Annotated in this window: 16 protein-coding genes; 12 read left to right on the top strand and 4 right to left on the bottom strand. The window is 71.0% G+C overall.

Annotated features, from left to right (window positions below):
• Nucleotides 1–62: 62 nt before the first annotated feature.
• Together ACFYXS_RS10455 and ACFYXS_RS10460 are read right to left on the bottom strand one after the other, a co-directional pair.
• Complete coding sequence (locus tag ACFYXS_RS10455; RefSeq protein ID WP_389246050.1) at nt 63–791, bottom strand: response regulator; 729 nt, start codon at nt 789–791, stop codon at nt 63–65.
• Nucleotides 788–2,404 carry an ATP-binding protein gene (locus ACFYXS_RS10460; RefSeq protein ID WP_389246052.1) on the bottom strand — a complete coding sequence of 539 codons (1,617 nt, stop codon included), beginning with the start codon at nt 2,402–2,404 and terminating at the stop codon, nt 788–790. The genes ACFYXS_RS10455 and ACFYXS_RS10460 overlap by 4 nt, the downstream gene beginning before the upstream one ends.
• Nucleotides 2,405–2,633: 229 nt before the next feature.
• On the opposite strand from ACFYXS_RS10460, the gene ACFYXS_RS10465 reads away from it, so the two are divergent.
• From ACFYXS_RS10465 to ACFYXS_RS10475, 3 genes are read left to right on the top strand one after another with little or no spacing between them, the layout of a single operon-like run.
• A complete protein-coding gene (locus ACFYXS_RS10465) occupies nt 2,634–3,449 on the top strand; it encodes an ABC transporter ATP-binding protein (RefSeq protein WP_389246054.1) in 816 nt (271 codons plus the stop codon).
• Nucleotides 3,439–4,320 (top strand): ABC transporter permease, encoded by an 882-nt coding sequence (locus tag ACFYXS_RS10470; RefSeq protein ID WP_389246056.1) that lies wholly within the window; start codon nt 3,439–3,441, stop codon nt 4,318–4,320. The genes ACFYXS_RS10465 and ACFYXS_RS10470 overlap by 11 nt, the downstream gene beginning before the upstream one ends.
• Before the next feature lie 35 nt (nt 4,321–4,355).
• Nucleotides 4,356–5,396: an ABC transporter substrate-binding protein gene (locus ACFYXS_RS10475; RefSeq protein ID WP_389246058.1), complete on the top strand. Its 1,041-nt coding sequence runs from the start codon at nt 4,356–4,358 to the stop codon at nt 5,394–5,396.
• On the opposite strand, the gene ACFYXS_RS10480 is transcribed toward ACFYXS_RS10475, so the two are convergent.
• On the bottom strand, nt 5,363–6,262 hold the full coding sequence (locus ACFYXS_RS10480; protein ID WP_389246060.1) for a sucrase ferredoxin: 900 nt from the start codon (nt 6,260–6,262) through the stop codon (nt 5,363–5,365). The genes ACFYXS_RS10475 and ACFYXS_RS10480 overlap by 34 nt on opposite strands.
• 142 nt (nt 6,263–6,404) lie before the next feature.
• Here ACFYXS_RS10480 and ACFYXS_RS10485 point away from each other — a divergent pair, with 142 nt between their 5' ends.
• The 8 genes from ACFYXS_RS10485 (at nt 6,405) to ACFYXS_RS10520 (ending at nt 14,910) form a co-directional block, all read left to right on the top strand.
• The gene (locus ACFYXS_RS10485; protein ID WP_389246062.1) at nt 6,405–7,052 is read left to right on the top strand and encodes a hypothetical protein; all 648 of its coding nucleotides are present in this window, start codon (nt 6,405–6,407) and stop codon (nt 7,050–7,052) included.
• Nucleotides 7,053–7,324: 272 nt separating this feature from the next.
• Complete coding sequence (locus ACFYXS_RS10490; RefSeq protein WP_389246064.1) at nt 7,325–7,984, top strand: DUF6082 family protein; 660 nt, start codon at nt 7,325–7,327, stop codon at nt 7,982–7,984.
• A gap of 157 nt (nt 7,985–8,141) precedes the next feature.
• A complete protein-coding gene (locus ACFYXS_RS10495; RefSeq protein WP_389246066.1) occupies nt 8,142–8,378 on the top strand; it encodes a hypothetical protein in 237 nt (78 codons plus the stop codon).
• Between the two features lie 169 nt (nt 8,379–8,547).
• Nucleotides 8,548–9,567, top strand: coding sequence for a LacI family DNA-binding transcriptional regulator (locus tag ACFYXS_RS10500; RefSeq protein ID WP_389246068.1), 1,020 nt, complete (start codon nt 8,548–8,550; stop codon nt 9,565–9,567).
• A 304-nt stretch (nt 9,568–9,871) separates the two neighbouring features.
• A complete protein-coding gene (locus tag ACFYXS_RS10505) occupies nt 9,872–11,287 on the top strand; it encodes an ABC transporter substrate-binding protein (protein WP_389246070.1) in 1,416 nt (471 codons plus the stop codon).
• A 40-nt stretch (nt 11,288–11,327) separates the two neighbouring features.
• Nucleotides 11,328–12,302, top strand: a complete 975-nt coding sequence (locus ACFYXS_RS10510) for a carbohydrate ABC transporter permease (protein WP_389246072.1) — start codon at nt 11,328–11,330, stop codon at nt 12,300–12,302.
• 15 nt (nt 12,303–12,317) lie between these two features.
• Nucleotides 12,318–13,196: a carbohydrate ABC transporter permease gene (locus ACFYXS_RS10515; protein WP_389246074.1), complete on the top strand. Its 879-nt coding sequence runs from the start codon at nt 12,318–12,320 to the stop codon at nt 13,194–13,196.
• Between the two features lie 100 nt (nt 13,197–13,296).
• Entirely contained in the window at nt 13,297–14,910 is a 1,614-nt protein-coding gene (locus tag ACFYXS_RS10520; protein ID WP_389246076.1) for a glycoside hydrolase family 13 protein, read from the top strand.
• A gap of 297 nt (nt 14,911–15,207) precedes the next feature.
• On the opposite strand, the gene ACFYXS_RS10525 is transcribed toward ACFYXS_RS10520, so the two are convergent.
• Nucleotides 15,208–17,661: a DNA topoisomerase (ATP-hydrolyzing) subunit A gene (locus ACFYXS_RS10525; protein WP_389246078.1), complete on the bottom strand. Its 2,454-nt coding sequence runs from the start codon at nt 17,659–17,661 to the stop codon at nt 15,208–15,210.
• Between the two features lie 205 nt (nt 17,662–17,866).
• Here ACFYXS_RS10525 and ACFYXS_RS10530 point away from each other — a divergent pair, with 205 nt between their 5' ends.
• On the top strand, nt 17,867–19,219 hold the full coding sequence (locus tag ACFYXS_RS10530; protein ID WP_389246080.1) for a M16 family metallopeptidase: 1,353 nt from the start codon (nt 17,867–17,869) through the stop codon (nt 19,217–19,219).
• Nucleotides 19,220–19,235 lie beyond the last annotated feature (16 nt).

Consider the following 19,235-nt stretch of genomic DNA (forward strand, 5'->3'; position numbering starts at 1 on the left):
CCTCTGTAGGCCTGTCGCCGCCCCTCCCGGGCCCCGCCGGGCCCGGGAGGGCGCACGGGCCCTCAACGGCCCTCCCAGGCAGGGCCGTTACGGGTGGTGGAACGCTCTGCCCAGGCGTAACGGTGCTCCGGACGTCCGGTGTCGCCGTACTTAAGGGTCAGGCTGATCCGGCCCTCGCGTTCCAGGAATTTCAGGTAGCGCTGGGCGGTGGAGCGGCTGATCCCCGCACGAGCGGCGACCTCGTGCGCCGACAGCGGTTGCGCCGCCTCGGTGAGGACCTTGCGGACGAGGTCGGCGGTAGGAGCCGAGTGCCCCTTGGGGAGCCCCGCCGGGGCCGCGACCGCCGTGCGCAGCGCGCCGAAGATCCGGTCGACCTGCTCCTGGCCCGCCTCCCCGCCCCCGCCGCCGACGCCGTCGAGGGTCCGGCGCAGCGCCGCGTACCCCTCGAGCTTCACCCGCAGTCCGGCGAAGCTGAACGGCTTGACCAGGTACTGCAGGGCGCCGAAACGCATCGCGGCCTGCACCGTCGCCACGTCACGCGCGGCGGTGACCATGATGACGTCCGCGTGGTGACCGAGCTGGCGCATGCGTCGCACCAGGGTGAGGCCGGTCTCGTCCGGCAGGTAGTGGTCCAGCAGCACCAGGTCGACGTGCGTGCGCTCCAGCGTGGCCAGCGCCTGCGCGGCGGTGTGGGCCCGCGCGGTGACCCGGAAGCCGGGGACCTTGCCGACGTAGGCGGAATTGATCTCGGCGACGCGGAAGTCGTCGTCCACGACCAGGACGTCGATCATCGTGCTCTCCCTGCGGATACGGGTGCCGTCGCGGTCGGTTCCGCCGCGGCCAGTGCCTCCGGCAGTACGACGGTGAAGACCGCGCCGCCCCCGGCGCGGGCGGTGACCCGGGCCATGCCGCCGTACCGCCCGGCGAGCCGGCGCACGAGCGCCAGCCCGAGCCCGCGGCCGCGGTGCGCGGGGGAGGCCTTGGTCGTCCACCCCTCGGCGAAGATCCGCTCGCGGGCCTCGGGCGGCACGCCCGGCCCGTCGTCGGACACCCGCAGCACCGCGGTCGTGCCCTCGACGCGCAGTTCGACCTCGACGGTGGAGGCCGCCGCGTCCAGCGCGTTGTCGATGAGGTTGCCCAGCACGGTGACCAGGTCCCGCGGGTCGACGACGCGGTCGGGCAGCAGCGTCGCGGGCGAGACCGACAGGGCCACGCCCCGTTCGGCGGCGATCGCCGACTTGCCGACCAGCAGTGCCGACAGCAGCGGGTCGTGGACGCGTTCCGCGACCTGCTCGGCGGAGGCCCGCCGGCCGTCGGCCACTTCGGCGACGAACTCCACCGCCGCGTCGTACAGGCCGAGTTCGAGCAGCCCGAGCAGGGTGTGCAGGCGGTTGGCATGCTCGTGGTCCTGGGCGCGCAGCGCGTCCAGCAGCCCGTGGGTGCTGTCGAGTTCGCGGCCCAGGCGCTCCAGTTCGGTGCGGTCGCGCAGGGTGGCGACGGCGCCGCCGTCCCCGGTCGGCATCCGGTTGGCGACCAGCACCCGGGCACCGCTGACGGTCAGCAGGTCGGTGCCCGCGACCCGGCCGGCCAGCACGTCGGTCGTGCGGCCCGCGGGCAGCACGTCGTCCAGGGCGCGGCCGGTGGCGTCCGGGCCGAGGCCGAGAAGCCGTTGCGCCTCGTCGTTGAGCAGCCGGATCCTGCCCGTGCCGTCGAGGGCGACGACTCCCTCGCGGATGCCGTGCAGCATCGCCTCGCGCTCGTCGAGCAGCGCGGAGATGTCGGCGAACGCCAGCCCGTGCGTCCGCCGTTGCAGCCGCCGGGACACCAGCAGCGCCGCGAGCACTCCGACGCCCAGGGCGGCGCCCGCGTACAGCAGCAGCACCGGGACGGTCGCCAGGAGCCGTTCGCGCACACTGTCGTACGCGATGCCCACCGACACCGCGCCCACGATGCGGCCGCCGTCGTCGCGCAGCGGCACCTTGGCGCGGGCGGAGCGGCCGAGGGTTCCCCGGTCGATCTGCATGATCTCCTGGCCGCCGAGCGCCACGCTGGGGTCGGTGGACACGTGCCGTCCGATCTGCGCCACGTCGGTGTGCGACCAGCGCACGCCGTGGGTGTCCATCACGACGATGTAGAGCGCCCCGGTGGCGCGGCGGATGCGTTCGGCCTCCTGCTGCACCGGGCCGGTGACGACGGGGCGGGTGCCGAGCAGGTCGCGGGCGAGGCCGGGGGTGGCGGCGGTGGTCTGGGCGATCGACAGGGCCTGGCGCATCGCCTGCTGGTCGAGCTGCGAGCTGAGCGGGGCGAGGAACAGGCCGGTGGCCAGGGTGATCACGCCGGTGGTGAGGACCAGCTGGACGAGTAGGACCTGCGCGAAGACGCGGCGGGGCCAGCGGATGCGCATGACGTCACCGTGTCCTCTCCGGCGGTCCGCGCCCATGCGGAAGTCGCTCGTCCGTTTGCCTGGCTGTGAACGCAACGTAAACGGCACCGGGGCCCGCTGCCCAGCCCCTGTGGCCCTTTCGTTGTTGTAGCGCGAGCAGAACGAGCAGAACAGGGGGTTGTGGGCACAAGGCGGAGTTGTGACCGCAAGGCTGCCGCTGTGGCCCGGGCCACATCTAGCGTCCCGGCGCATGAGCACACACACCAGCCCCGCCATCGAACTGCGGGGTGCGAGCAAGGCGTTCCGGACCCCGTCCGGGGCCCTCCACACCGCTGTGCGCGATCTGGACCTGACCGTCGGGCGCGGCGAGTTCGTGGCCGTCGTCGGCCCGACCGGCTGCGGCAAGTCCACGACGCTGACCCTCGTCAGCGGGCTGGAGGAGCCCACCGAGGGCGAGGTGCTGGTCGCCGGCGAGCCGGTGCGCGGCATCGGCGGCAAGGTCGGCTTCGTCTTCCAGCAGGACGCCGTCTTCCCCTGGCGCACCGTGCTGTCCAACGTGATGGCCGGTCCCCGTTTCCGCGGCGTGCCCAGGGCGGAGGCCAGGGAGCGGGCCCGCGAATGGCTCGCCAGGGTCGGCCTCACCGCCTTCGAGGACCGCTACCCGCACCAGCTGTCCGGCGGTCAGCGCAAGCGCGTCGCGCTCGCGGCCACCTTCGTCAACGACCCCGAGATCCTGCTCATGGACGAGCCGTTCTCGGCCCTGGACGTGCAGACGCGCGCGCTGATGTCGGACGAGCTGCTGGAGCTGTGGTCCGGCACGGGCGCCTCGGTCGTCTTCGTCACCCACGATCTGGAGGAGTCCATCGCGCTCGCGGACAAGGTCGTCGTCATGACCGCCGGGCCGGCCACGGTCAAGGAGGTCTTCGAGATCGACCTGCCGCGTCCGCGCAAGGTCGAGACGGTGCGGCTGGAGCCGCGGTTCATCGAGATCTACCGGGAGATCTGGGCCTCGCTCGGCGAAGAGGTCCGCATCACCCGCGAGAGGGGTGCGGCGCATGTCGCCTGAGACCGTGGCGGCCCCGGCGGCCGCCGCCACCAAGGACACCGGCGGGGACTCCGACCGGGCGCGGTCCCGGGCCCGCGCCGCCCGCAACCGCCTGTACCTCGTGCACGGCAGCCGGGTCCTGCTGCTGATCGCCGTGCTCGGACTGTGGGAGTGGCTGGCCCGCGCCGAGGTCATCGACCCGTTCCACTTCTCGATGCCGTCGCGGATCTGGGAGCAGATGCGCACCTGGGCGGTGGACGGCACCGCGCAGGGCTCGTTGTGGGAGCAGGTCTGGTACACGCTCTACGAGGCCCTGCTCGGCTGGATGATCGGCGTCGTCGCCGGTGTGGTGCTCGGGATCGTGCTCGGGCGGATCCGCTTCCTGGCCGATGTGCTGGGGCCGTACATCAAGGTGCTCAACGCGCTGCCGCGCATCGTGCTGGCGCCGATCTTCCTCATCTGGTTCGGCCTCGGCCCGGCGTCGAAGATCGCCTCCGCGGTGGTGCTGGTCTTCTTCCCGGTCTTCTTCAACGCCTTCCAGGGCGCCCGCGAGGTGGACCGCAACCTGGTCGCCAACTCCCGCATCCTGGGCGCCGGCAACCGACAGGTCACCTTGCAGGTCGTCATCCCCTCCGCGACCTCCTGGATCTTCACCAGCCTCCACGTGAGCTTCGGCTTCGCCCTCATCGGTGCGATCGTCGGCGAGTACATCGGCGCCACCAAGGGCCTGGGCCTGCTCGTCGCCGCCTCGCAGGGCACCTTCAACTCCGCCGGTGTGTACGCCGCCATGGCGATCCTCGCGGTCGTCGCGCTGCTCGCCGAGGGCCTGCTGACCTTCCTGGAGAAGCGGCTCTTCCGCTGGAAGCCGGCCGAGGCCGGCTCCGACCGCTGACCTTCCCACCCCCCCTTCGCAAGGACGTGAACCAGATGCGCGCATCCCTCAGGGTCCCCGCCGCCGTCGCCGCCTCGGCCGTCGCCCTCACCCTGCTCACCGCCTGCGGCGGCGACTCCTCGGCCGCCGGGTCCGGCGGCAAGGGCGACAAGGTCAAGATCATGGTCGGCGGCCTGGACAAGGTCATCTACCTCCCCGCGATGCTCACCGAGCGGCTCGGCTACTTCAAGGCCGAGGGCGTGGACGTCGAACTGCTCACCGAACCGGCCGGTGTGCAGGCCGAGACCGCGCTGGTCTCCGGCGACGTCCAGGGCACGGTGGGCTTCTACGACCACACGCTCGACCTGCAGGTCAAGGGCAAGGAGGTGGAGTCGGTGGTGCAGTTCTCGCAGGCCCCCGGCGAGGTGGAGATCGTCTCCAGCAAGGCCGCCTCCGACATCACCGGTCCCGCGGACTTCAAGGGCAGGCAGCTCGGTGTGACCGGCATCGGCTCGTCCACGGACTTCCTGACGAAGTACCTCGCCGTCAGCAACGGTGTGAAGACCAGCGAGTTCACCCCGGTCGCGGTCGGCGCGGGCCAGACCTTCGTCTCCGCGCTGGAACAGGGCTCGATCCAGGGCGGCATGACCACCGATCCGACGGTGGCGACGGTCCTGGACAAGAAGCTCGGCAAGGTGCTGATCGACATGCGCACCCCCGAGGGCTCCCGGCAGGCGCTCGGCGGGCTCTACCCCTCCTCCAGCCTGTACATGCAGACGGAGTGGGTGAACGGCCACAAGGAGACCGTCCAGAAGCTCGCCAACGCCTTCGTGAAGACGCTCGCGTGGATGTCCACGCACAGTGCCGCCGAGATCGCGGCGAAGATGCCGGCCGACTACGCGCAGGGCGGCGGCCAGGAGCTCTACACGCAGTCCATCGAGAGCACGCTGCCGATGTTCACCAAGGACGGCGTGATGCCCGAGGGCGGTCCCGAGACCGTGGAGCGCGTCCTCAAGGCGTTCAACCCGAACCTGCAGAACGCGAAGGTGGACCTGAGCAGGACCTACACCACGGAGTTCGTCAAGAGCGCCGGCTGAATGCCGCTGATCTCCATGCGCAGCGGTGCCCCCAGGGCCGCCCCGCAGCTCTCGGGCCGGGGCGGCTCCGCCGCGACCGCGGTCACCCCGACGTCCCAGACCCGGCCGTCGACGTGCCGCACGCGCGTGCCGTCCACGCTCAGCGCCCCGGCGCCGACCTCGCCGGTCAGCCGGCGCACGGCGAGCTCGGCCGCCTGGCCCGGGCGCTCCCACGCGGAGCGCCCCCGGCAGCCCTCCAGTACGACGCGGCCCTCGCGGGCGGCCTCCAGCACCTGCCGCGCCAGCGCGAGGTTCACACGGCCGTAGGCGTAGCCGTACGGCAGCACCAGCATGGTCGGCGAGAAGCGGTGGCCGCCCAGGTGGGTCACCTCCCACACGTGACCGAGCCGGGAGGCGGCGAGCTCGGCCGCCAGCGGGCGGCCGTTGAGCGCGCAGCAGCGGTCGCGCCTGCCGTTGGTGCACACCAGGGCGAGCGGGTCGCCCTCGTACGGCACTCCGAAGCCGCGGTGGTCTCCGTGCCCGAGCGCCCCGAAGTCCAGCCCCAGCAGGGTCTCCGGGTCCTCCAGCACCGCCTCCCGCACCCAGGAGCGTCCCGGCATCGTGTGCGCCACGTAGGCCGTGCGCCGGGGGATGTCGCGGCGCCGGTCCGCGTGCGGCCCGGGCCGCCGGATCAGCCCCACGCGCACGCCGGTCCCCGCGGCGGCCCGTTCCAGCGCCCGCCCCACCCGCGGGTCCAGATGGCTCCCGGTCAGCGCCTTGGGCCCCCACGGCCCCGGCTGCTCCAGCAGCAGCCACGTGCGCGCGGTGGCCGCGGTCGCGGCGACGGGCTCCGCCAGCGAGCTGGACGCGGTCGTGCAGGTGCTCATGAAGGTAAGCCTAACCTTCTGAATTACCCGCGGCGCGCCGGCCCCTCCTGTCCGGGCGCGGGGTGTCGGCGCCTCAGGGTGACGGATGCGGTCCCACCCGTCGGGGCCTGAACGCCCGGACGCGGTGGCTAGGCTCGGGAGCATGCTCGTGGCCGCGGTCGTCTGTCCCTGCCTGCCGTCCCTCACGTTCGCCACGGACATGGGCGTACCGGCCGCGCCGGAGCGGCTGCGCGAGGCGTGCGCGGAAGCGGTGGCGGCCCTACTGGCCGAAGATCCTGAGATCGTGGGCGTGGTCGGCCCCGGTCCGCGCTCCTTTCTCCACGAGAAGGGAACACCGGCGAGCAGGCTGCCGGTGGCGCTCGGCGTCGGCGCGTGGCTGCTCCAACAGGCGGGCTGGACCGGTCCGGTGCGCGCCTACGAGTTGGACGACAACCGGACGTGGCCCATGAACGGCGAGGACGGCGTCCACCTGGCGCGATGGGCGGACCGCGTAGGGCTGCTGGTGCTGGGGAACGGTCCGACCCACGCGGGAGCGGACGGAGCCCCCCGTCCCGACCCACGGGTCGAGGAGATCGACGCGGGCATTGCTGTCGCGCTGGCCAACGGTGACGTGGACGGATTCTTCCCCACCATGGACGCGGGCCTCGCCCGCGAGCTGGAAGTGTCGGGTCGATCGCCCTGGCAGCTACTGGACGGGGCCGACGCCGACGAAGACCTGACCACTCACCGTCTCCTGTACGCCGAGACCGTGGACAGCGTCAGCTGTTTCGTGGCGACCTGGTCACCCTGACGCGTCGACCTCAGTATTGGCGGGGCGGCTGAGGCGGGAGTCACTTCACTCACGGCCTGGGGCAATACACGGGTCACGTGTCCTGAATAGCGCGCTTCACTGTTCGACGCAGCGGGTACCACCCCTTCGACGGCGGATGCCGGGCCCGCGCGTCGCTGCGTGCTACTCACCTCTCCGAGCAGTCGGCCAGAGCCGTTCGTATCTGCCCGGAGCATCGTTTCTTCGGGCTGCGGCCGTCGTGGCGGGCGGTTGTGCGCGGATCGGGGGGTCACATGGCGCGTACCAGAGACGTGGGCGGAATCGCTGCCCTGCTGGTGGCCGGGGTCACGGGCATCCTGGTGATCACAGCGACTGTCGCCGTGGCCCTCGGCAAACTCATGGTCGCGCTGGCATCGCCCTCGGGCTCGGACTCCGCTGCCTCGACCTTCATGGCCGCGAACGCCGCGTTCTCCGGCCTGGCGCTGGCCGCGGTGCTCGTGACGTTCGGCGTGCAGCAGCGGAAGGCTCAGCTGCAACGCAAGGAACTCGTCGCGCAGCGCAAGGAGTTGAGTGGAACCCACAGTCAGCTCTATCGCAGTGCGGAGACGGAGCTGCGCACGCTGCACGTCGAACTCCTCAAGATCGGCATCGAGAATCCGGAACTGGCGTCCGTCTGGCCGGAGCTCGAGGCAGTGCCGGCCGAGCAGGCCCGCGAGCTCCTTTACGCCAACATGATCTTCACTCACCACCTCTTCGTGATGCGTTTGGGCAGCCTGTCCACCGTCGAGTTCCACGGAGTGCTGCGAGACCTGGCCCGGGGCCGCAAGTTCCGCGAGTACTGGGCGTGGTCCCGTCCGTACCGCCAGGCACGTCTCGACCCGGCCGGAGACGAGGCGCGCCTCGGTGCCCTGGTGGATTCGTTCATTCAAGAAATCGAACGCAATGGCGGATGATCCCGCCAATGGATGAAGTTTCATCACGGCTGAGCGAAACCCGCCCGCAACACCCGCCTCGTGAGCTACATGTGACACGTCATCTTCTATGTGTCACGGGAGGAGAGGGGCACCAACAAACGGCGCATGGCCTCCCGTCATTGGAAAGGTTCAGTGCGTGGAGATCGTGCGCAGGATCGGTGCTTCCCCTCGTGAGCGCGGCAGCACCGCCGCAGCGACCTGCCCGGACATCTTCGAGTTGTCCAATGGCGACTTCGCGGTGATCGGCACCGAAGCCACGGCTGATCTGGACGGAAAGCTTCCCCCCGACGCCGCCCGAGCGGACTATGAACGCATCGTTGTGATCAGTCGCGAGACGCTGGTGCGTGCGAAGCGGGACATCCCCGACCTCTGACCCCAGAAGCATGTCGCTGACGGCCTCCCCGAACCGTTGGGCAGGGGAGGCCGCGGCATGTGGGCCGAGCCGTCGACAGGCCCGCCCCGATCGCCCCGGTGGGATGCCCCCGTACCCTCGGCCCCAGCGGTCTTGCGCAAGAGCGCAAACCACTTGCATGCCGTGTCGTATGCTTGCAGGCATGACGCGACGGCTTGCCGAAGTAGCGAAGAAGGTCGGGGTCAGCGAGGCCACCGTCAGCCGGGTGCTGAACGGGAAGCCGGGGGTGTCGGAGGGGACCCGGCAGGCGGTGCTGACGGCTCTGGACGTGCTGGGGTACGAGCGGCCCACGCAGTTGCGGGGGAACCGGGCGCGGTTGGTGGGGCTCGTGCTGCCCGAGCTGCAGAACCCGATCTTCCCGGCGTTCGCCGACATCGTCGGCGCGGCGCTGGCGCAGCAGGGGCTCACGCCCGTGCTGTGCACGCAGACCGCGGGCGGGGTGTCGGAGGCGGACTATGTGTCGCTGCTGCTGCAACAGCACGTCTCGGGCGTGGTGTTCGCCGGTGGTCTGTACGCCCAGGCGGACGCGCCGCACGATCACTACCGGTTGCTGGCGGAACGCAATCTGCCGGTTGTGCTGATCAACGCGGCGATAGAGCACCTGGGCTTCCCGCGGGTCTCGTGCGACGACTCGGTGGCGGTGGAGCAGGCGTGGCGGCATCTGTCCTCGCTCGGCCACGAGCGGATCGGCCTGCTGCTGGGGCCCTCCGACCACGTGCCCTCGCGGCGCAAGCTGGTGGCGGCCCGCGGTGTGGCCGCGGCGACCGGGACGTCGCTGCCCGACGAGCACGTGGGGCGGGCGATGTTCACCCTTGAGGGCGGCCAGGCGGCGGCCGCGAAGCTGTGGGAGCGCGGGGTCACCGGGATCATCTGCGCCAACGACCCGATGGCGCTGGGCGCGGTGCGCGCGGCACGCCGGATGGGGCTGTCGGTGCCGGGGGACGTCTCGGTGATCGGCTACGACGATTCGGCGTTCATGACCTGCACGGACCCGCCGCTGACCACCGTGCGCCAGCCGATCGAGGCGATGGGCCGCACCGCGGTCGAACTGCTCGCGCTGAAGATCGCGGGCAAGCAGGTCGCCTCCGACGAGCTGCTGTACGAGCCCGAGTTGGTCGTCCGCGGCACGACGGGACCGGTGCGCGGCTGAGCCTCCGCGCCGCGCGACGGCGTACCCCCCCAGAGCCCGCGGTGCCCGGCACCGCGGGCTCCTGTGCGTCCTGGCCGCCGTGATGCCGCCCCGACGTCGCCCCAGCCCGTCAGGCCGCAGCCGGCGACGCCGGTCAGCCCGGTCGATGGCTGTTGAAACGGTTCGCAGCCCACCTGCGCAAGCTCGTCAGTCTTTTGCGAAAACTGCGCGACATCTTGCGGACATCTGTGGGGAGTGCTTGAGTGTGCGACGCCCCCGCTGTGCGTAGCCGGGGGCTTCCACGCTCATGCCCGAAGGGGACCCGATGAGAAGCTCCTGGTTCCGCCCCGCCCGCCGTGCCTCCGCGGCCACGCTCGTGTCCGCGCTGGCCCTGGTCGCCCTCACCGCCTGCGGCACCAGCAGCAGCGCGGACAACGACGACAACGCCGGCGGCGGATCATCGTCCGACCCGACCGCCCCGCTGGACCCGAAGGCCAAGGTCACGCTCACCATCGACTGCATGCCGCCGGCCGCCAAGAAGGCGGAGCTCAAGGAGTGGAAGGAGGACGTCGCCACCTTCAACAAGCAGTACCCGAACGTGACCATCGACGGTAAGTCGACGCCCGGTCAGTGCGAGGAGCCGGCCCGCTTCACCGCGGCGCTGAAGGCGAAGTCCCAGCCGGACGTGTTCTACACGTACTTCACCGACCTGCAGCAGGTGCTGGACAACGACGGGGCCGCGGACATCTCCGCGTACGTCACGGACAAGACCGTCCCCGCCCTTCAGGACATCGACCCCAACGTGCTGGGCGTCCTGAAGAAGGACGGCAAGCTCTACGGCGTGCCCACCAGCAACTACACCATGGGCCTGCTCATCAACCGCAAGCTCTTCACGCAGGCCGGCCTCGACCCGAACAAGCCGCCGACCACGTGGGAGGAGGTCCGCACCGCGGCCAAGGCCATCGCGGGCCTCGGCAAGGGCATCGCCGGGTACGGCGACTACAGCGCCCAGAACACGGGCGGCTGGCACTTCACCGCCGCGATGTACGGCCTGGGCGGCGACGTCGTCTCCGAGGACGGCAGCAAGGCGGCGTTCAACTCCGACCTCGGCAAGCAGATCGTGCAGAACCTGCACGACATGCGCTGGACCGACAACAGCATGGGCCAGACCCAGCTGCTCAAGTGGGGCGACCTGCAGAAGCAGATGGCGACGGACAAGCTCGGCATGTTCCTGGCCGCGCCCGACGACATCACGTACATGGTCCAGCAGCTCGGCGCCGACTACGCCAACTTCGGCATGGGCCCGATCCCCGGCGGCAAGGCCACCCTCTTCGGCGGCAACGACTACATGATCAAGAAGGGCAGCTCGCCCGACAAGATCAAGGCCGCCATCGCCTGGCTCAACTTCAAGACCCTCAGCCCGGGCAAGGGCCAGTTCGAGTACGCCCGCTCCAAGACGGACGGCCTGCCCGTCGGCCTGCCCCAGCCGGCCTTCTTCACCGGCGCCAGCAAGACCAAGGACGACCAGCTGAAGGCGGCCAGTGCCACCATGCCGGTGGAGAACTTCCGTGCCTTCATGGACAACCCGATCCCCGGCAAGGCCGAGCCCGCGAAGGCCCAGGAGATCTACAAGGTCCTGGACAACGTGATGTCCGGCGTCCTGACCAACAAGAACGCCGACGCCGCCAAGCTGCTGTCCACCGCGGAGACCCAGGTCAACCAGGTCCTCGCCAACCAGTAGCAGCTCCGGTCCCCCGGCACCCCGGCACTCAGGAGTAACGATGTCGGCCCCCAGCGCCCCCACCCTGCCCGCCAGCACTCCCGCGAAGAGCCGGTCGCGCCGCTCGGCACGCCGCCCTGCCCCGGATCCCCACCGTCCGGGGCGGGCCGGCCGCTCCCTGCGCCGCAACCTCACCGCGTACGGCTTCCTCATCGGCGCCGTGCTGTGCTTCGCGTTCTTCTCCTGGTACCCGATGGTCCGGGAGTTCGTACTGGCCTTCCAGAAGACCAAGGACGGGCACACCACCTGGGCCGGCTGGTCCAACCTGAACTACGTCTTCCACGATCCCGCGTTCTGGCAGGCCTGGCGCAACACCCTGCTCTTCACCGGCCTCGCGCTGGTGCTCGGCTTCGCGGTGCCGTTCCTCGTCGCGCTGCTGCTGAACGAACTGCGGCACGCACAGGGCTACCTGCGGCTGCTGGTGTACCTGCCGGTGATGCTGCCGCCGGTCGCCTCGGTGCTGCTCTTCAAGAACTTCTACAACCCCGAGTACGGCCTGTTCAACCGCATCCTCGAGGTGCTGCACCTACCGGCCCAGCAATGGCTGCAGTCCACGGACACCGCGATGCTGTCGGTGGTCATCGCGTCCACCTGGATGAACATGGGCGGCGCCACCCTGATCTACCTGGCCGCCCTGCAGGGCATCCCGGGCGAGCTGTACGAGGCGGCCGAGCTCGACGGGGCCGGACTCCTGCGCAAGATCTGGCACGTGACGATCCCGCAGACCCGGCTCATCCTCTCGCTGATGCTGCTGATGCAGATCATCGCCACGATGCAGGTCTTCACCGAGCCCTTCCTGCTGACCGGCGGCTCGGGCCCGGAGGGATCCACCACCACCGTCGTCTACCTGATCTACCAGTACGCGTTCAACTTCAACAACTACGGCGGCGCCGCGGCGCTCGGCCTGGTCCTGCTCGTGCTGCTGGCGGTCTTCTCCGCCGGGTACGTGCGGCTGAGCCGTGCCGCGGACGAGTAGGGCGGGGACCCACCGATGAGCAGCACGAGAACGCTGATATCGCCGACGCAGCTGGCGAGCCGGCGCGGCAAGATCCTCTACCGGACGGTCTTCCTCCTGGTGGTCGTGGTCTTCACGCTGGTCTTCCTCGGACCCCTGTACTGGATGGCCGCCAACGGCCTCAAATCCACTCAGGAGTTCGCGCAGATCCCGCCGACCGCCTTCCCGCACGCCCTCCACCCAGGGAACTACAAGAGCGCCTGGGACGTGATGGACCTGTCCCACCTGCTGCTCAACACCCTCTGGTACGCCTTCGGGGCGCTCGCCTTCCAGCTGGTCCTCGACGTGGCCGCGGCCTACTCGCTGTCCAAGCTGCGCCCGGTGCTCGGCAACGTGATCCTCGGCATGATGCTGGCGACGCTGATGATCCCGGCGACCGTGCTGGTGGTGCCGCAGTACCTGACCGTGCTGGACGTTCCGATCTTCCAGCGCAACCTGCTCGACTCGCCCTGGGTGATCTGGCTGCCGTCGGTCACCAACGCCTTCAACATCTTCCTGCTGAAGCGGTTCTTCGACTCGGTGCCCCAGGAACTGCTGGACGCCTCCGCGATCGACGGGGCCTCCCAGGTGCGCACCCTGTGGTCGGTGGTCCTGCCGATCTCCCGCCCGATCCTCGGAGTGGTCTCCATCTTCGCGATCGTCGGGGTCTGGAAGGACTTCCTCTGGCCGATGCTCACCCTGCCGGATCCGACGAAGCAGACGCTCAACGTCGGCATCTACTCGCTCGCCAGCGGAGTCCCGGAGAACTGGCTCCTGGCGGCGATCGCCATGGCCTCCGTGCCGACCCTGCTGATCTTCCTCGTCTTCCAGCGCAACATCATGAGCGGCCTGACCGCCGGCGGTCTGAAGGGCTGAGGCCCGCACCCGTCCACCGCCACGCCGCATCCCACCAGCACCACGCCGCCCGCCGTAAGGGCCGGCGGCGTGGTCCCAGCTGCCCGAAAGGACCAGTCACGTGGCAGACACCCAGCCGACCGAGGCCACCGACGAGTGGTGGCGCGGCGCCGCCATCTACCAGGTGTACGTACGCAGCTTCGCCGACGGCGACGCGGACGGCACCGGCGACCTCGCCGGGGTGCGGTCCAGACTGCCGTACCTGGCGGCGCTGGGCGTCGACGCCCTCTGGTTCAGCCCCTGGTACCCCTCGCCCCTGGCCGACGGCGGCTACGACGTCGCCGACTACCGGGCCATCGACCCGGCCTTCGGGACCCTGGCCGAGGCGGAGAAGCTCATCGCGGAGGCCCGCGGTGTCGGTATCCGCACCATCATCGACATCGTCCCCAACCACGTCTCGGACCGGCACGTCTGGTTCCGGGCCGCGCTGGCCGCCGGGCCGGGCAGCGTGGAGCGCGAACTGTTCCACTTCCGCTCCGGCCGCGGTGAGAACGGCGAACTGCCGCCGAACGGCTGGCGGTCCCAGTTCGGCGGCCCCGCCTGGACCCGGCTGCCCGACGGCGACTGGTACCTGCACCTGTTCGCGCCCGAGCAGCCCGACCTCAACTGGCAGCACCCCGCGGTCCGCCAGGAGCACGAGGACGTCCTGCGCTTCTGGTTCGACCGCGGTGTGGCCGGGGTGCGCATCGACTCGGCGGCCATGGTCGCCAAGGACCCGGCGCTGCCCGACTTCGAGGAGGGGCGCGACCCGCACCCCTACATCGACCGCGACGAACTGCACGAGATCTACCGCTCCTGGCGCACCCTCGCGGACTCCTACGGCGGGGTCCTGATCGGCGAGGTGTGGCTGCCGGACGCCGAGCGCTTCGTGAGGTACCTGCGGCCCGACGAACTGCACACCGCCTTCAACTTCGACTTCCTGTCCTGCCCCTGGGACGCGGAGCGGCTGCGCGCCTCGATCGACCTGACGCTGGCCGTGCACGCGCCCGTCGGTGCCCCGGCGACCTGGGTGCTCGCCAACCACGACGTGACCCGCACGGCCACCCGCTACGGCCGGGCCGACACCGCCTTCGACTTCAAGACCAAGGCCCACGGGATCCCCACCGACCTGGCGCTCGGCACGCGCCGCGCCCGCGCCGCCGCCCTGCTCACGCTCGCCCTGCCCGGCTCGGTCTACCTGTACCAGGGCGAGGAGCTGGGCCTGCCCGAGGTCGAGGACATCCCGGCCGACCGGCTGCAGGACCCGATGTACTTCCGCTCCGGCGGCACCGACCCGGGCCGTGACGGTTGCCGGGTGCCGCTGCCCTGGTCCGGGGACGCGCCGCCGTACGGCTTCGGCGGCGAGCAGCTCTGGCTGCCCCAGCCGGCGGGCTGGGCGCCCTACACGGCCGAGTCCGAGGAGGCCGACCCCGGTTCCATGCTCACCCTGTACCGCACGGCGCTGGACCTCCGCCGTGCCGAACCCGGCCTCGGCGAAGGGCCGATGAGCTGGCTCGACAGCGCCGGCGAGGTGCTCGCCTTCCGCCGCGACGGCGGCTTCGCCTGCGTGGTCAACCTGTCCGGGACCCCGGTGGACCTTCCCCGCCACCGGCAGCTCCTGCTCGCCAGCGGACCGCTCGGCGAGGACGGCCGGCTGCCCCGGGACACGGCGGTGTGGCTGCGCCTGGACGAGTAGTCGCCGGCGCCGCACCGCATCCCCCGTCCCTCCGTACCCGTCCCCCACGCAGGAGTGCTGCCGCCGGACAGCGTTGTCCACGGCAGCACCGACGGCTCCGCGGCAACGGCCCCGCGTCCGCCACCCGTGCGTCACCGGCGCTCCCTTCGCCGGGACGCGCCCGGCCTCCCCGGGCCACACCGGCCGGCCCGCCGCCCCCGACTCGGCGGGCCGAAGCCGTACGCGTCCTGACCGCGTACGCCGAGGGGCGCGGCACCGCACCGGTGCCGCGCCCCTCGCTGTTTGTCACGCGGCCCCTCAGACCGGGCCGGCCACCACCGCGACCCGCTTGGTCAGCGCCACACCCGAGCCGTCCCGGCGCGGGTCCTTGGGCGGAAGGTCGGCGGGGGCACCGGCGGAGGTGGCGGCGCGGGCGGGCGCGACGCCGGCCCAGGCCAGCAGCAGCACGTCCTCGCCCTTGAGGAACCGCTGGCAGCGCACGCCGCCGGTCGCCCGGCCCTTGCGCGGGTACTGGTCGAACGGGGTGAGCTTGGCCGTGCTCTCCTCGGCCCCGTCCAGCACTTCGCGGGCGCCGGCCAGGGTGAAGACCACGGCGTCGGCCGACGGGTCCACCACCGTGAAGGAGATCACCTTGGCGCCCTCGGTGAGCTTGATGCCGGCCATGCCGCCCGCCGGGCGGCCCTGCGGACGCACCTGGCCCGCCGGGTAGCGCAGCAGCTGGGCGTCGTCGGTGATGAAGACCAGGTCCTCCTCGCCGGTGCGCAGCTCGACGGCGCCGACGATCCGGTCCCCCTCCTTGAGGGTGATGACCTCCAAGTCGTCCTTGTTCGCCGGGTAGTCCGGCACGACGCGTTTGACGACGCCCTGCTCCGTGCCGAGCGCCAGTCCCGGCGAGGACTCGTCGAGCGTGGTCAGGCAGACCACCTGCTCGTCCGGCTCCAGCGACAGGAACTCCGCGAGCGGCGCGCCGCCCGACAGGTTCGGCGGGCCCGACATCTCCGGGAGGATCGGCAGGTCGATCACCGCCAGCCGCAGCAGCCGCCCGGTCGAGGTGACCGCCCCGATGTCCGCCCGCGCGGTCGTCGGCACGGCGGAGACGATCACGTCGTGCTTGACCCGCTTGCCGTCGCCCGGCGCCAGGGCCTCGCCGTTCGCCGTGCGCGCCAGCAGGCCGGTGGAGGACAGCAGCACGCGGCAGGGGTCGTCGGCGACCTCCAGCGGCACGGCGGCGATCGGCGCCGCCGCCGTCGAGTCCAGCAGGACCGTACGGCGCTCGGTGGCGTACTTCTTGGCCACCGCCGCCAGCTCGGTGCCGACCAGCTTGCGCAGTTCGGCGTCGGACTCCAGGATCCGGGTCAGTTCCTCGATCTCCGCGGTGAGCCGGTCCCGCTCGGACTCCAGTTCAATACGGTCGAAACGGGTCAGACGGCGCAGCGGGGTGTCGAGGATGTACTGGGTCTGGATCTCCGACAGCGAGAAGTGCTCGATGAGCCGCTCCTTGGCCTGGGCGGCGTTGTCGCTGGAGCGGATGATCGAGATGACCTCGTCGATGTCGACGAGCGCGACCAGCAGGCCCTCGACGAGGTGGAGGCGGTCGCGGCGCTTGCCGCGGCGGAACTCGCTGCGCCTGCGGACCACCTCGAAGCGGTGGTCGAGGTAGACCTCCAGCAGTTCCTTCAGGCCCAGCGTGAGCGGCTGGCCGTCGACCAGGGCCACGTTGTTGATGCCGAAGGACTCCTCCATCGGCGTCAGCTTGTACAGCTGCTCCAGGACGGCCTCCGGGTGGAAGCCGTTCTTGACCTCGATGACCAGCCGCAGTCCGTGCTCGCGGTCCGTGAGGTCCTTGACGTCGGCGACGCCCTGCAGCCGCTTGGCGCCGACCAGATCCTTGATCTTGGAGATGACCTTCTCCGGGCCGACCGTGAACGGCAGCTCGGTCACGACCAGGCCCTTGCGGCGGGCGGTGACGTCCTCCACCGAGACCGTCGCGCGGATCTTGAAGGTGCCGCGCCCGCTCTCGTACGCGTCCCGGATGCCGTCCATGCCGACGATGCGGCCGCCGGTCGGCAGGTCGGGGCCCGGCACGTGGCGCATCAGCGTCTCGAGGTCCGCGTTCGGGTACCGGATCAGGTGGCGGGCGGCCGAGATCACCTCGCCCAGGTTGTGCGGGGGCATGTTGGTCGCCATACCGACCGCGATCCCGGAGGCGCCGTTGACCAGCAGGTTCGGATACGCGGCGGGCAGGGCGACCGGCTCCTGCTCCTGGCCGTCGTAGTTCGGCGCGAAGTCGACGGTGTCCTCGTCGATCGACTCGACCATCAGCATCGCGGCCGGGGCCGTGCGGCACTCGGTGTACCGCATGGCGGCCGGCGGGTCGTCGTTGCCGAGCGAGCCGAAGTTGCCGTGGCCGTCGACCAGCGGCACCCGCATCGAGAACGGCTGCGCCATGCGCACCAGGGCGTCGTAGATCGAGGCGTCGCCGTGCGGATGGAGCTTGCCCATCACCTCGCCGACGACGCGGGCGCACTTCACGAAGCCGCGTTCGGGACGCAGCCCCATCTCGTTCATCTGGTACACGATGCGGCGGTGCACCGGCTTGAGCCCGTCGCGGGCGTCGGGGAGCGCGCGCGAGTAGATGACCGAGTAGGCGTACTCGAGGAAGGACCCCTGCATCTCGTCGACGACGTCGATGTCGAGGATCCGCTCCTCGAAATCGTCCGGCGGCGGGGTCTTCGTGGTGCGGCGGGCCATCAGGGCGCTGCTCCTTCGGCTGGACCTCATCGGGTGTGGACACGTGACTGACGCGGACCATTGTGGACCGCCCCGCCGACAGCCCGGACCACCCCCCGGCTCCTGCGCGCCGGTGACGGGAACTTCGCAGGCTGTTTGTCCGCTGCCTAGAGTGGCAGGTCTAGGCACGAAACAACGAGTACGCGACGGGAAGGACAGCTTGCCCATGGGTCACACGGCCACGCCGGAGGCAGAATCCGGCGGCCTCACCGCGACCGAGCACCGCCTGGCCAACGGCCTGCGAGTGGTGCTCTCCGAGGACCACCTCACCCCGGTCGCCGCGGTCTGCCTCTGGTACGACGTCGGTTCCCGTCACGAGGTGAAGGGCCGTACCGGACTCGCCCACCTCTTCGAGCACTTGATGTTCCAGGGATCGGCGAACGTCAAGGGCAACGGCCACTTCGAACTGGTCCAGGCCGCAGGCGGCTCGCTCAACGGCACCACGAGCTTCGAGCGGACCAACTACTTCGAGACCATGCCGGCCCACCAGTTGGAGCTGGCGCTGTGGCTCGAGGCCGACCGCATGGGCAGCCTGCTGTCCGCGCTGGACCTGGAGAGCCTGGACAACCAGCGCGACGTGGTGAAGAACGAGCGCCGTCAGCGGTACGACAATGTGCCCTACGGCACGGCGTTCGAGCGGCTGACCGCCATGGCGTACCCGGACGGGCACCCGTACCACCACACGCCCATCGGCTCGATGGCCGACCTGGACGCCGCCTCCCTGGAGGACGCGCGCGCCTTCTTCCGGACGTACTACGCCCCGAACAACGCCGTCCTCGCGGTGGTCGGCGACATCGACACGGAGCAGACGCTAGCCTGGGTCGAGAAGTACTTCGGCACCATCGAGTCCCACGACGGCAAGCCGGCGCCGCGCGACGGTTCACTCCCTGGAGTGATCGGCGGGCAACTCCGCGAGGTCGTCGAGGAGGACGTACCCTCCCGTGCCCTCATGGCCGCCTACCGGCTGCCGAAGGACGGCAGCCGCGAGGCCGACGCCGCCGACCTGGCGCTGACGATCCTCGGCGGCGGGGAGTCCTCCCGGCTCCACAACCGGCTGGTCCGCCGGGACCGCAGCGCGGTCGCGGCCGGCTTCGGCCTGCTGCGGCTGGCCGGGGCGCCGTCGCTCGGCTGGCTGGACGTCAAGACCTCCAGCGGGGTCGAGGTGCCCGACATCGAGGCCGCCGTCGACGAGGAGCTGGCCCGCTTCGCCGAAGAGGGCCCGACGCCTGAGGAGATGGAGCGGGCCCAGGCCCAGCTGGAGCGCGAGTGGCTGGACCGGCTGGCCACGGTCGGCGGCCGGGCCGACGAACTGTGCCGCTACAGCGTGCTGTTCGGCAGCCCGCAGCTGGCGCTGACCGCGGTCAAGCGGGTGCTGGAGGTCACCGCCGACGAGGTGCGCGAGATCGCCGCGGCCACGCTGCGGCCGGACAACCGCGCCGTGCTCGTCTACGAGCCCACGGGCTCCGCGGCGGCCTCCGGCGAGGACTTCGACGAGGACGAGGAGGGCGAGGACCAGTGACCGACGTCCACAGCAC

It is taken from the genome of Streptomyces sp. NPDC002574 (assembly GCF_042889545.1).
Taxonomy (GTDB): Bacteria; Actinomycetota; Actinomycetes; order Streptomycetales; family Streptomycetaceae; genus Actinacidiphila.

Coding starts and splice junctions, on each gene's coding strand:
- ACFYXS_RS10455 (WP_389246050.1), bottom strand. CDS start 791: ATGATCGACGTCCTGGTCGTGGACGACGACTTCCGCGTCGCCGAGATC.
- ACFYXS_RS10460 (WP_389246052.1), bottom strand. CDS start 2,404: ATGCGCATCCGCTGGCCCCGCCGCGTCTTCGCGCAGGTCCTACTCGTC.
- ACFYXS_RS10465 (WP_389246054.1), top strand. CDS start 2,634: ATGAGCACACACACCAGCCCCGCCATCGAACTGCGGGGTGCGAGCAAG.
- ACFYXS_RS10470 (WP_389246056.1), top strand. CDS start 3,439: ATGTCGCCTGAGACCGTGGCGGCCCCGGCGGCCGCCGCCACCAAGGAC.
- ACFYXS_RS10475 (WP_389246058.1), top strand. CDS start 4,356: ATGCGCGCATCCCTCAGGGTCCCCGCCGCCGTCGCCGCCTCGGCCGTC.
- ACFYXS_RS10480 (WP_389246060.1), bottom strand. CDS start 6,262: ATGAGCACCTGCACGACCGCGTCCAGCTCGCTGGCGGAGCCCGTCGCC.
- ACFYXS_RS10485 (WP_389246062.1), top strand. CDS start 6,405: ATGCTCGTGGCCGCGGTCGTCTGTCCCTGCCTGCCGTCCCTCACGTTC.
- ACFYXS_RS10490 (WP_389246064.1), top strand. CDS start 7,325: ATGGCGCGTACCAGAGACGTGGGCGGAATCGCTGCCCTGCTGGTGGCC.
- ACFYXS_RS10500 (WP_389246068.1), top strand. CDS start 8,548: ATGCTTGCAGGCATGACGCGACGGCTTGCCGAAGTAGCGAAGAAGGTC.
- ACFYXS_RS10505 (WP_389246070.1), top strand. CDS start 9,872: ATGAGAAGCTCCTGGTTCCGCCCCGCCCGCCGTGCCTCCGCGGCCACG.
- ACFYXS_RS10510 (WP_389246072.1), top strand. CDS start 11,328: ATGTCGGCCCCCAGCGCCCCCACCCTGCCCGCCAGCACTCCCGCGAAG.
- ACFYXS_RS10515 (WP_389246074.1), top strand. CDS start 12,318: ATGAGCAGCACGAGAACGCTGATATCGCCGACGCAGCTGGCGAGCCGG.
- ACFYXS_RS10525 (WP_389246078.1), bottom strand. CDS start 17,661: ATGGCCCGCCGCACCACGAAGACCCCGCCGCCGGACGATTTCGAGGAG.
- ACFYXS_RS10530 (WP_389246080.1), top strand. CDS start 17,867: ATGGGTCACACGGCCACGCCGGAGGCAGAATCCGGCGGCCTCACCGCG.